General features: G+C 65.5%; 11 protein-coding genes and 1 tRNA gene. 6 read left to right on the top strand and 6 right to left on the bottom strand.

Annotation, left to right across the window (positions count from 1 at the left end; genetic code table 11):
• The first annotated feature begins 127 nt into the window (after positions 1 to 127).
• Both DY467_RS24865 and DY467_RS24860 read left to right on the top strand, forming a co-directional pair.
• Positions 128 to 556, top strand: coding sequence for an Xre family toxin-antitoxin system antitoxin (locus tag DY467_RS24865; RefSeq protein ID WP_164639691.1), 429 nt, complete (start codon positions 128 to 130; stop codon positions 554 to 556).
• Entirely contained in the window at positions 556 to 1,017 is a 462-nt protein-coding gene (locus tag DY467_RS24860) for an RES family NAD+ phosphorylase (protein ID WP_164639689.1), read from the top strand. The genes DY467_RS24865 and DY467_RS24860 overlap by 1 nt, the downstream gene beginning before the upstream one ends.
• A 108-nt stretch (positions 1,018 to 1,125) precedes the next feature.
• On the opposite strand, the gene DY467_RS24855 is transcribed toward DY467_RS24860, so the two are convergent.
• Positions 1,126 to 1,210: transfer RNA gene (locus DY467_RS24855), tRNA-Leu, on the bottom strand.
• 78 nt (positions 1,211 to 1,288) lie between these two features.
• On the bottom strand, positions 1,289 to 1,531 hold the full coding sequence (locus DY467_RS24850) for a FliM/FliN family flagellar motor switch protein (protein WP_011158713.1): 243 nt from the start codon (positions 1,529 to 1,531) through the stop codon (positions 1,289 to 1,291).
• 66 nt (positions 1,532 to 1,597) lie between these two features.
• Here DY467_RS24850 and lipB point away from each other — a divergent pair, with 66 nt between their 5' ends.
• Complete coding sequence (gene lipB / locus DY467_RS24845) at positions 1,598 to 2,335, top strand: lipoyl(octanoyl) transferase LipB (RefSeq protein ID WP_164639687.1); 738 nt, start codon at positions 1,598 to 1,600, stop codon at positions 2,333 to 2,335.
• 265 nt (positions 2,336 to 2,600) lie between these two features.
• Positions 2,601 to 5,225, top strand: a complete 2,625-nt coding sequence (locus tag DY467_RS24840) for an EAL domain-containing protein (protein WP_205502788.1) — start codon at positions 2,601 to 2,603, stop codon at positions 5,223 to 5,225.
• A 22-nt stretch (positions 5,226 to 5,247) separates the two neighbouring features.
• On the opposite strand, the gene DY467_RS24835 is transcribed toward DY467_RS24840, so the two are convergent.
• Positions 5,248 to 5,679 carry a tautomerase family protein gene (locus DY467_RS24835; RefSeq protein ID WP_164639685.1) on the bottom strand — a complete coding sequence of 144 codons (432 nt, stop codon included), beginning with the start codon at positions 5,677 to 5,679 and terminating at the stop codon, positions 5,248 to 5,250.
• A 108-nt stretch (positions 5,680 to 5,787) separates the two neighbouring features.
• On the opposite strand from DY467_RS24835, the gene DY467_RS24830 reads away from it, so the two are divergent.
• The gene (locus DY467_RS24830) at positions 5,788 to 6,636 is read left to right on the top strand and encodes a LysR family transcriptional regulator (protein ID WP_164639683.1); all 849 of its coding nucleotides are present in this window, start codon (positions 5,788 to 5,790) and stop codon (positions 6,634 to 6,636) included.
• 18 nt (positions 6,637 to 6,654) lie between these two features.
• Here the strand turns inward: DY467_RS24830 and DY467_RS24825 are convergent, their stop codons facing one another.
• From DY467_RS24825 to DY467_RS24815, 3 genes are read right to left on the bottom strand one after another with little or no spacing between them, the layout of a single operon-like run.
• A complete protein-coding gene (locus DY467_RS24825; protein ID WP_164639682.1) occupies positions 6,655 to 6,954 on the bottom strand; it encodes an acylphosphatase in 300 nt (99 codons plus the stop codon).
• A complete protein-coding gene (locus DY467_RS24820) occupies positions 6,951 to 7,820 on the bottom strand; it encodes an isocitrate lyase/PEP mutase family protein (protein WP_164639680.1) in 870 nt (289 codons plus the stop codon). Before DY467_RS24820 ends, DY467_RS24825 begins: the two co-directional genes overlap by 4 nt.
• A gap of 7 nt (positions 7,821 to 7,827) precedes the next feature.
• Positions 7,828 to 9,843 (bottom strand): acetyl-CoA carboxylase biotin carboxylase subunit, encoded by a 2,016-nt coding sequence (locus DY467_RS24815; protein ID WP_107345023.1) that lies wholly within the window; start codon positions 9,841 to 9,843, stop codon positions 7,828 to 7,830.
• 153 nt (positions 9,844 to 9,996) lie between these two features.
• Here DY467_RS24815 and DY467_RS24810 point away from each other — a divergent pair.
• On the top strand, positions 9,997 to 11,315 hold a 1,319-nt coding region (locus DY467_RS24810), incomplete at its 3' end, for an alkaline phosphatase family protein (RefSeq protein WP_164639678.1).

The raw sequence follows: 11,315 nt of genomic DNA, 5'->3' as shown, positions 1-11,315 counted from the left end.
CCCCTCGACACCAGCAGCCGCCCTCGCCCGCTCAATCACTGATCCGGTTACCGCACCCGCCCCTTGCCGTCCGGCAATCTGCCATTAAATTGATGGCATATTGCCGACGCTATAGGTGGGGCAGACGATGTCCATCATTGAAACGGTCGCGGATAAACTCGGCGGCAAGCCGGTACTCGGTGCAACGGTTCGGTCCCAGGCAGACTTGGCCATGGTGGTCCGCAACCGGCTCCCCCTCGCCGCCCTCCAGGGATTGAGCCGCGCCGGCCTGAGCGATCAGGAAATCGAGCAGTTCGTCATCCCGCAGCGGACACGCCGACACCGTGCCGAGCGCAATCAGCCGCTCACGATCGACGAATCCGACCGGGCCGTTCGCTTGCTGCGCATTCAGAGCCTCGCCGAGGACACGTTCGGTTTGGACAAGGCCAGCCTCTGGCTTCGCCGCCCTCTGGCTGAGCTGAACGGCGAAACACCCCTCACCGTCGCGCAAACCGAGGCTGGCGCCAGGCTGATCGAGATGGTGCTCGGCAAGATCGCTTGGGGCGCAGCCGCCTGATGCGCCTGTGGCGACTGTCTCTCGCCCGTCACGCTCGGGCGTTCGACGGCGGTTATGGACTGCTCTTCGACGGCCGTTGGAACACCGTCGGCCGGCCCGTCACCTACTGCGCGACATCGCCCTCTCTCTGTGTGCTGGAGAAGCTGGTGCACGTCGAAGACCCGCTGCTGCTGCCTGAGCTGATGATGGTGCGCTACGAAGCACCGGACGACTTGGCCGTCGACGACGTGCCACTTTCCGCCCTTCCGACCGACTGGCGACGTCGAGAAAGCTGGACGCAGCAGCGCGGTAATGCGTGGCAGGCTTCGCTCACAGCCCCGCTGCTGCGGGTGCCATCCGCGATCGTCCCGATCGAGGGATCACCGGACCTTAATGTTCTGATCAACCACCGGCATCCTGGCGCCGACCGGATCCGAATCGCAGACATCGAGCCGTTCACCCTCGATCCCCGCCTGTTCTGACGTCGGGCTTCGGCATCTAATGCCAACGTTCTCGCAGTTCTTATGCGCGAGACCGGGGCGTCAGGTTGTTTGGGAAGGGTGCGCCGAGCTGCACGGCCGGCGCGGAAGTGGTGCGCTCGGAGGGACTCGAACCCCCACGATTTTACTCACTGCCACCTCAAGGCAGCGCGTCTACCAATTCCGCCACGAGCGCTTGGGACCGGTTTCGGGCATCGCCGACCGGATCGACGGCGCCCATTTAACAAAACAATGATGAGGCCACAAGGCCAGATCACCTTCGATCTGGGGATCGCGGCAACATCTGTTTGACCTCGACCGCAATTCGGTTGCGATCGACCAAAACCATGCCGGAAGCGATCGGCATGTTGTTGGCGAGGATCTTGACCTCGTCGGCTTCGGTGGCGTCCAGTTCGATGATGGCGCCGCGGCTCAGCCGCAGCACTTGGTGGATCGGCATTGAGGTGGTCCCGAGAACCACCATCAGATCGACGGAAACTTTATCGAGTGTCGGCACTGGAACCCGGACTGACTTGCCTGAGGAACGAAGACGTGGTCGACGACACCACGTTATGGTTATCCAATGATTAACGCCCCCACTTCCCCCCGCCAGACGCTGGATTGGACCGCCTTGAAGCCCGCCGTGGGCTCGCCGGCGGTGGAATGGCGGATTTCCGATTCGCCGGTCGACTATCCGGAGGCGGTGGCGACCATGGAGGCACGGGCCGCGGCGATCGCAGCGGGCGACGCGCCCGAGCTGGTCTGGCTGCTGGAGCACCCGCCGCTCTACACCGCAGGCACCAGCGGCCATGCCACCGACCTGCTGGAGGAGCGCTTCCCGCTATTCACCACCGGCCGCGGCGGCCAGCTGACCTATCATGGCCCCGGCCAACGCGTGGCCTATGTGATGCTCGACCTGAAGCGCCGGCGCCCGGACGTGCGCGCCTATGTGGCAGCGCTCGAACAATGGATCATCGCCACCCTCGATGCCTTCAACATCCGCGGCGAGCGTCGCGAGGATCGGGTCGGCGTCTGGGTCCGCCGCCCGGATAAAGGCGACGGCTACGAGGACAAGATCGCGGCGATCGGCGTCCGGCTGAAACGCTGGGTGTCGCTGCACGGCATCGCCATCAACGTCGAACCCGACCTGTCGCATTTCAAGGCGATCGTCCCCTGCGGCATCAGCGATCCGCGCTATGGCGTCACCAGCCTCGTCGACCTCGGCCTGCCCGTGGTGATGACCGACGTGGATATCGCTCTCCGCGCGGCGTTCGAGACCATCTTCGGCGAAACCCGCGCGACAACAACCGAGACCGCCTGACCTCCTCCGCCGGCATCGATCCGCGCGCATGAAGGGATGACTCGCCGGAACCGCGACAGTCACAATCGGCCGTAAAGCTCGATACACCAGCGGCCGTCGCGTCGAGTCACAGACTCCAGCAACGGAATTGTAAGGATGAAACCGCTCGGTTCCCGCCGCGCGGCACTGACAACGCTTTCGTCACGTTAGCAAGGATAGATCAGCGACGGTCTCATTAGCCGCGGCCGCGCCACCCTCGTAGTTGTCCTAGTACCTCGTTTGAAGAATGATCCAACGCCCCACCAGTTCTCCCGATAATCAGTCGCTGTGGCGCGCCGCGCTCGATCAGACGCGCGATGCTGCCGTCGTTATCGATGACACTGGCAATGTCTGCCTTTTCAACCGAGCAGCAGAACGGATTTGGGGAATCCGTCGCACGGACGTCGTCGGCCGTACTACCGGCATCCTCGGCCTCGACGGCATGACATCGAATCCCGCTTCCGGTGCCTTCTCCCCGCCCGCTACATCGAACGGCGTCGCGACCCTCGAAATCTCCCGACCAGACGGCCAGATCATCAGCGCCGAGCTCACGCAGTCGACGATCAGCACATACGGCCACAACTACACACTCATCACCGCGCGCGATATCACGCCAGAGATGGAACGGCGCAAAGGCATCGAACAGATCTCATCGATCGCAGACCGCACCACCCGCGCGGTGCTGGTCACCGACGCCGATCTGAAGCTGCTTTACACCAACGCCGCCTTCACCAGCCTGTTCGGCTACAGTGCCGCAGATGTCAAAGGCCGCAACGTCATCGACCTCCTCGTCGGCCGCCACACCAATCGCCGGACGATCGCCAATCTGAAGCAACGGATCGCCGATGCCGAGGGCGGCGAAGAAGAGGTTCTGGTTTACGATCACAATGGTGACGAGATCTGGATCTCGGCGGACGTCAAGGCGCTGCACGATGCGCAAGGTCAGGTCACACAGGTCTTCGCGCTGCTGACCGACATCTCGGAAACCCGGCAATTGCGCATGCTGCAGCAGGTGACGCTCAGCGCGCTCGCCGACGAGATTCCGATCACCGACGTCGCCGACCGGATGTGCCGCTTTGTCGAGAAAATCGCGCCGGACGTGGTCTCCACCATCCTGCACGTCGACGCGCAGGGGCTGTTGCACCCGCTCGGTGGCCCGAGCCTGCCCGAGGATTACTCGCGCGCGCTCGATGGCGTCTCGATCGGCCCGCAGGTCGGCTCCTGCGGTGCCGCCGCGTATTTCGGCAAACCGGTGCTGGCGCTCGACATCGACACCGATCCGCGCTGGCAGCCGTTCAAGAAGCAGCCACTGGAAATCGGGCTGCGCGCCTGCTGGTCGTCGCCGGTCAAAGCCAAGGACCGCCGCGTCATCGGCACCTTCGCGTTCTATTTCCGTGCCTGCCGGCCGCCGAGTCATTGGCATCACCGCATCGTCGACGCCTGTCTGCATCTCGGAGCGCTCGCGATCGAGCGCATGGAGTCGCGGGCGCAGATCGCGCGCCTTGCCTATTTCGACATGCTGACCGGCCTTCCCAACCGCGCCCGGCTGCGGGATCTAATCGCGGCCGCGACCGCGGCCTGCCCGCAGGGCCGCACGGTTGCGCTGGCGTTTCTCGACGTCGACAACTTCAAGGACATCAATGACACGCTGGGTCATGCCGCCGGCGACGAATTCCTGATCGAGTTCGCGCGAAGGCTGCGCGATCAGGTCCAGCCCGGCGACGTTGTGGGACGGATCGGCGGTGACGAATTCGTCGTCGTGCTGCCGAACCGGGAGCCGGCTGAGATTGAACCGGTGGTGGCTCGGATCAGCGAGGCGCTGATGGTGCCGTTCGCGCTGTGCAACAGCCAAGTGCCGATGTCGGCCAGCATCGGCGTCAGCCTGTATCCCGACAACGCCACCGACCTCGACACGCTGATCAACCAGGCCGACACCGCGATGTATCGCGCCAAGCGTTCGGGCCGCTCGACCTACCGGCTATTCAATTGCGACATGCACGGCGCGGCGGAGCAGCGGATGGCCTATGCGGCCGCGCTACGCTCGGCGCTGGCGAACAGCCGCCTCGAATTGCATTACCAGCCGCAGATCCGCACCGGCGATGGCGCGCTGCACGGCGTCGAAGCCATGGCGCGCTGGAACGATCCGGCGCTCGGTCCGGTGCCGCCGACAAAATTCATTCCGCTCGCCGAAGAGTGCGGCCTGATCGACCAGATCGCGTGCTGGTCGATCCGCGAGGCCTGCCGGCAGATGCGGGCATGGCGCGACCAGGGACTCGAGGTGCCGAGCGTCGCCGTCAATCTGTCGCCGATCAACTTCGAGAATCCGGCGCTGCCGACACTGGTGGCCGACACGCTGGCGACCTATCACCTGCCGCCCGAAGCTCTGATGCTCGAAGTCACCGAAGGCGTCGCCCAGGACAACCGCTCGACCGCGCACGAGACAATGATGGCGCTGCGCCGGATCGGGGTCGGGCTGTCGCTCGACGATTTCGGCACCGGCTATTCCAATCTCAACCGGCTGGCGCAATTGCCGATCCGCGAGCTCAAGATCGATCGCGGCTTCATGAGCGAATTTGAGACCAGCCCCACCGCCCGCGCCGTCGTCACCACCGTGGTGCGGGTCGGCCAGAGCCTCGCCCTCAGCGTCGTCGCCGAAGGCGTCGAGACCCCCGCTCAATTCCAGCTCCTGAGTGAGCTCGGCTGCGACGTCGCCCAGGGCTTCCTGTATGCGCCGGCACTGGCGCCGGCTGCGTTCGAGCAGTGGCTGCTCGGCTACAGCGCCTCCCGCGCCGGCACCATGATGGAGCGCATTAGCCCGACGAGCACGGAGGACCGGCCGGCGCCGTTCACTGCCACGCGGCGGCGGAACTAACCGCCACAGCGTTTGCGCGCGCTTACGCCACGGCTGCCGATCTCGGTGCGGCTGCGAGCTTGCGCGCGATATAGCGCTGCTCCTGGGTCAGACCACCGAAGCCATAGCCATCGGCCCGCACGCCGTTGACGTGGACATAGCTCTCCGAATGCAGCGGTCCGAGCAACTCGCCCATGCGGGCGTAGGTCGCAGCGATGAATTCCGCCTTCTCGTACTTGGTGTTGCTGCTGTCGACGATCCGGATGTCGAGCCAAAAGCTGGCGAGGTTCTGATCCGCCAACGAGGCACCGGCCGCGAACCAGTCGGCCGGATCGACTTGCTCGATGATCACCGCCGTCACCTTGGGATCCTTGTGCAGGATGGTGGCGGCGAGATCGCTGGCCGCGGCGGCGATCCGCGGCTTCAGTTCCGAGGTCGGGCGCGGCGTCGAATAATGCACGGTGATCAGCGGCATCGGTAGCTCCTCTCAACAAGTGTTCGATGCCGCAGAAGCTAGACCTCGCCCACGGATCACGCTACAGTATCAATCCGCGTTTCAATCATAACGATTTTTGATGATGAGATGATCGACCTCGACATCGCCGCGGTACGCGCCTTCGTCCAAATCGCCGACCTGCGCAGCTTCACGCGGGCCGCCGAAGCGCTCGGCACCACCCAGGCGGCAATCAGCATGCGGCTGCAGCGCTTGGAGGCACTGCTCGAACGGCGACTGCTGGAGCGCTCGCCGCGCTCGGTCGGGCTGACCGCAGAGGGCTCGGCGTTTCTGGATCGGGCCCGCGCGCTGATCGACAACAACGATCGCGCGGTTGCCAGCGAGCGCGTGATCGTTCAGTCACTCCGGCTTGGTATCAGCGACCACGTCGCCGGGCCGGATTTGGTGCCGCTGCTGGCCCGGCTTGGCCGAGGGCGCTCCGACCTGCGGATCGAAGTCAACATCGGGTTCTCGCGCGACTTAGTCGATGCGTTCGATCGCGCAGAGCTGGATGCGATCTGCATCCGCGAAAGCGCGGGGCGACGCGGCGGGGAGACCTTGCTGCGCGATGAATTCGGCTGGTTCGCAGCGCCCGATTTCGATCTCGTCCACGGCGCGCCCGTTGCGCTGGCCTCGCTCGCTGCGCCGTGCGGCGTACGGGCAACCGCGGTGCGGGCGCTCGACAAGGCCAGGGTGCCATGGACCGAAGTGTTCGTCGGCGGCGGCGTCAGTGCGGTGGTCGCCGCCGCGCTCGCCGGCCTCGCCGTCGCACCGCTGGCCAAACGCATCGCGCCGCCCGGACTCGTCGATGTCGGTGCCAAACTGAAGCTGCCACGCCTGCCTGCGTCGCCGGTCGTGCTGCACTCCCGCGTCAGCGATGCGAGCCGCCGCGCGGCGCTCAGGACCTTGGCGGCAACGTTCCGGCAGATCGCAGGCTAAGCCAGCGTCGCGCCAGTCTCACAGGGTCGACAGGATCGAAAAGCGCTCGCCCGGCTGACGCAGGTTCAGGGCGTCAGGCTGTGCGGTCTCTGCCACCACCGCTTCGACCCGCGCCGCCGATGGGCCGTGCTGGCATCGCGCGATCATCTCGCTGACGACGTGGTCGCCACCGGCCAGAGTGGCTTCGACGCTGCCGTCACGGCGATTACGGACCCACCCTTGCAGACCCATGGCCTCGGCGGTGTGAGCGAGCCAGGCCCGATAGCCGACGCCCTGCACCCGGCCGCGGATCGTCACCTGCCGGATGATCTCGCTCATCGGCGCTTCACACCGAGGAAGTGTTCGCCCCGATCGGTGACGACGTCGGCGCGCGTCACCTTGTCCATCAGGTCGGCGCCGGCGAGCCCGGTCAATTGCTTCGGCGTCGCGCCGGCTTTGATCGCCGACAACGTTTTGAACACGGCCTCGGTCGCAGCGGCGATCGGCGCATGGCCCTGCACCGCAATGCGGACACGCCTGCCCGCAAGATGATCGAAGTCGCCGAGCTCGGCCGGCGGACTACCTAGCGCCAGCGGCAGCGTGGTCGCGGCGCTGATCGCTTCGAGCTGCGCGCGGGTCTTCACGCCAGTGAAGAACAACGCATCGACGCCAGCGGCCTCATAGGCCAGCGCGCGTTCGATCGCATCATCGAGCGAGGTGATTGAGCAGGCACCGGTGCGGCCGAAAATAACCAGGTTGGGATCGCGCCGCGCATCGAGCGCGGCCTTGATCTTGCCGAGCCCCTCCTCGCGCGACACCAGCTGCGGCTTGGCTTCGCCGTAGGCCTGCGGCAGCAGCGTGTCTTCGATGGTGAGCCCGGCGGCGCCCGCCGCTTCGAGTTCTTCGACGGTGCGGCGAACGTTGAGCGCATTGCCGTAGCCGTGGTCGGCGTCGACCACCACCGGCAGGGCCGCGGCGCGGCTCATCCGCCGCACCTGCTCGGCAAGCTCGGTCAACGTGATCAGCGCGATGTCGGGATCTCCGAGGATCGCCAGCGAGGCCACCGAGCCGCCGAACATCCCGAACGGAAAGCCGAGGTCGTCGGCGATCCGGATCGAGATGGCATCGTACACAGACGCCGGGCGCACGCAGGCGGATCCGGTGAGGATTGCCCGCAATGCGCTGCGGCGGTCGCGCCAGGCCACGGCGGGCTTACGCGAACTCGAGGATCAGCGCATCGACCGCGAGCGTCGCTCCGGCCGCGGCGTGGATCTTCTTGACGGTGCCGTCGCGTTCGGCGCGCAGCACGTTCTGCATCTTCATCGCCTCGACCACCGCCAGCGTCTCGCCGGCCTTAACCTCCTGGCCTTCGGTCACCGCGATCGACACAATCAGGCCCGGCATCGGGCACAGCACCTTCTTGCCGGTGTCGGCCTTATCGGCTTCCTTCATCCAGCGCGCGGCCGCGGCTTCACGCTCGGTGAAGACGTTGACCGACACTTCGTAGCCGTGATGCGCCAGCTTGAAGCCGTTCGGGATCGCGCGGACCTGCACCGCGACCGGATGGCCGTCGATGGTGCCTTCCCACACCGGATCACCCGGCATCCAGGACGACAGCAACTGGTGCGGCTGACCGAGCGATCCGTCGGCATTGGCGAAGCGCACGACGAACGCCTCACCCTCGCGGATCACGTCGAGCGGCACTTCGCTGCGCTCCAGCCAGACACAGCGGCGGCGCTCGCGGATCACCGCGCGGCCGATCATCTGGCCCGAGATCTTGCGCTTGCGCTCGCCAATCACCCGGTCGATCGCCGCGCCGACGGCAGCGATGCGGCGGGCGACTTCACCCTCCGGCACCCGCGGATGGAAGCCTTGCGGGAATTCCTCGGCGATGAAGCCGGTCGACAAATTGCCCTCGCGCCAGCGCGGATGCGTCATCAGCGCCGACAGGAACGGAATGTTGTGGCGGATGCCGTCGACGTAGAACGCATCGAGCGCGTGGGTCTGCGCCTCGATCGCCGCGGCGCGCGACGGCCCGTGCGTCACCAGCTTGGCGATCATCGGGTCGTAGAACATCGAGATCTCGCCGCCCTCTTGCACGCCGGTGTCGTTGCGCACCGTGATGCCGGAGGCTGCGCTCTCGGCCGGCGGGCGATACTTCACCAGGCGGCCGATCGACGGCAGGAAGTTGCGGAACGGATCTTCCGCATAGACGCGGGACTCGATCGCCCAGCCCTTCAGCGTGACGTCCTTTTGCGCCAACGCCAGCTTCTCGCCGGCCGCCACGCGGATCATCTGCTCGACCAGGTCGATGCCGGTGACCATTTCGGTGACCGGATGTTCGACCTGCAGGCGGGTGTTCATTTCGAGGAAGTAGAAGCTCTTGTCCTGGCCGGCGACGAATTCGACGGTGCCGGCGGAGTCGTAGTTCACGGCCTTGGCCAGCGCGACCGCCTGCTCGCCCATCTTGCGGCGAGTGACTTCGTCGAGCAGCGGCGACGGCGCCTCTTCGATCACCTTCTGATTGCGGCGCTGGATCGAGCATTCACGCTCGCCGAGATAGATGACGTTGCCGTGCTTGTCACCGAGCACCTGGATTTCGATGTGGCGCGGATCGACGATGAACTTCTCGATGAAGACGCGGTCGTCGCCGAACGACGCCTTGGCCTCGGCCTTTGCGAGGTTGAAGCCTTCGGCGACTTCTGCCCGCGAGTGCGCGATGCGCATGCCCTTGCCGCCACCGCCGGCGGAGGCCTTGATCATCACCGGGTAGCCGATCTCGTCGGCGATCTTCACCGCGTGCTTGTCGTCCTCGATCACGCCGAGGAAGCCAGGCACGGTCGAAACCTTGGCCTGCGCGGCGGCCTTCTTGGACTCGATCTTGTCGCCCATCGCGGCGATCGCGCCGGGGTTCGGACCGATAAACACGATGCCGGCCTCAGCCAGCGCCTTAGCGAACGCCTCACGCTCGGACAGGAAGCCGTAGCCCGGATGCACCGCCTCGGCGCCGGTCTTCTTGCAGGCCTCGACGATCTTCTCGATCACCAGATAGCTCTCGGCCGCCGCCGGGGGGCCGATCAGCACCGCTTCATCGGCCATTTCGACGTGCAGCGCGTCGCGGTCCGCCTCGGAATAGACGGCGACCGTCTCGATACCCATACGACGCGCGGTCTTGATGACCCGGCAGGCGATCTCGCCGCGGTTGGCGATCAGAATTCGTTTGAACATGCTCTTTTTCTTGCAACCTTGGATGGTTCTGCTGTCCCGGGCGGGGCAGCGACGGGGCATTGCGGGTGTGCTTGTAACAATTCTGTCGCCGGGGAAAACTAGATATTGCGAAGGGGTCCCCAGCGTGGGCCCCAATCAACCCAAGGCCCTGTCATGCGCCGCACACTCGCCCTACTGTCCGCGGGCCTCTGCCTGCTGTCCGTCTCCACCGCTTTCGCCCAGAACACTCCGCCCCGCAACCTGATTCTGTTCATTCCCGACGGTCTGCGGGCGAAGTCCGTCAGCCCGGAGACCGCCCCGGCGATGGCCGCGCTCCGCGATCAGGGCGTCAATTTCAAGAATCCGCATTCGCTGTTTCCGACCTTCACCATGGCGAACGGTTCGGCGATGGCGACCGGGCATTATCTCGGCGACACCGGCACCTTCAGCAACACCATCTATACCGGCTACAGCGTTCCGCCGGCCGGTAATACCGTGGTTCCGTTCATCGAGAACGATGACGTCCTCGGCGACATCGATAATCATTTCGACGGCAATTACCTCAACGAGGAAAGCCTGCTGAAGCTCGCCCGCGACAAGGGGCTGAGCACCGCGGCGATCGGCAAGCTCGGCCCGACCCTGCTGTTCGACCACACCGACCGGGCCGACAAGCCGGGTCCGCATTCGATCGTGATCGATGATGCGACCGGTTCGCCGAAGGGCGTGCCGCTACCCGACGACTTCAAGGCCGAGCTCGACAAGCTTGGGCTGCCGCTCAAGCCGCCGGCCCGCGGCGAGAACGCCAAGGCCGGCGACGCCAAGACGCCCGGCACGCTGGTCGCAAACGTCGTGCAGCAGGCCTATTTCGCCGACGTCGCTGCCAAGGCGGTGCTGCCGCTGTTCAAGCAGCGCGGCAAGCCTTTCGTGCTGGTGTTTTGGTCCCGCGATCCGGATGGAAGCCAGCACAATCAAGGCGATAGCCTGAACGAGCTGACACCCGGCATTAACGGGCCGACTTCGCTGGCCGGAATCCGCAATGCGGACAACAACCTCGCGCAATTGCGCAAAGCTCTGGATGAGCTCGGGCTCTCCGCCTCGACCAACATCATCGTCTCGGCCGACCACGGCTTCTCGACGATCTCGAAGCAGAGCAAGACCTCGCCGTCTGCCAAGGCGAGCTACGACGACACCCCGGCCGGCTTCCTGCCGATGGGCTTCCTCGCCATCGATCTGGCGAAGGCGCTGAAGCTGCCGCTGTTCGATCCCAACAACGGCAACGCGCCGGTCGGCGACAATGCGCACCCCAAGGCCGGCAACGGCGTGCTCGGCAAAGATCCGGCAAAGCCGGATCTAGTGGTTGCGACCAATGGCGGCTCGGACCTGATCTACCTGCCGACCGGCGACAAGAAGCTCGCTGGCCGCACCATCCGGGCCCTGCTCTGTCCCTTATACCCATCTGACGCTGCCGACGACCCCCTACGTGTAAATCTCGG

The organism is Rhodopseudomonas sp. BR0G17 (assembly GCF_010907025.1).
Taxonomy (GTDB): Bacteria; Pseudomonadota; Alphaproteobacteria; order Rhizobiales; family Xanthobacteraceae; genus Rhodopseudomonas; species Rhodopseudomonas palustris_H.
This window is presented reverse-complemented; position numbering and strand designations above follow the sequence as displayed.

Bases quoted from the DNA above. Each gene is read 5' to 3' on its own strand.
- DY467_RS24865 (WP_164639691.1), top strand. From the start codon at position 128: ATGTCCATCATTGAAACGGTCGCGGATAAACTCGGCGGCAAGCCGGTA.
- DY467_RS24860 (WP_164639689.1), top strand. From the start codon at position 556: ATGCGCCTGTGGCGACTGTCTCTCGCCCGTCACGCTCGGGCGTTCGAC.
- lipB (WP_164639687.1), top strand. From the start codon at position 1,598: ATGATTAACGCCCCCACTTCCCCCCGCCAGACGCTGGATTGGACCGCC.
- DY467_RS24840 (WP_205502788.1), top strand. From the start codon at position 2,601: ATGATCCAACGCCCCACCAGTTCTCCCGATAATCAGTCGCTGTGGCGC.
- DY467_RS24835 (WP_164639685.1), bottom strand. From the start codon at position 5,679: ATGCCGCTGATCACCGTGCATTATTCGACGCCGCGCCCGACCTCGGAA.
- DY467_RS24830 (WP_164639683.1), top strand. From the start codon at position 5,788: ATGATCGACCTCGACATCGCCGCGGTACGCGCCTTCGTCCAAATCGCC.
- DY467_RS24825 (WP_164639682.1), bottom strand. From the start codon at position 6,954: ATGAGCGAGATCATCCGGCAGGTGACGATCCGCGGCCGGGTGCAGGGC.
- DY467_RS24815 (WP_107345023.1), bottom strand. From the start codon at position 9,843: ATGTTCAAACGAATTCTGATCGCCAACCGCGGCGAGATCGCCTGCCGG.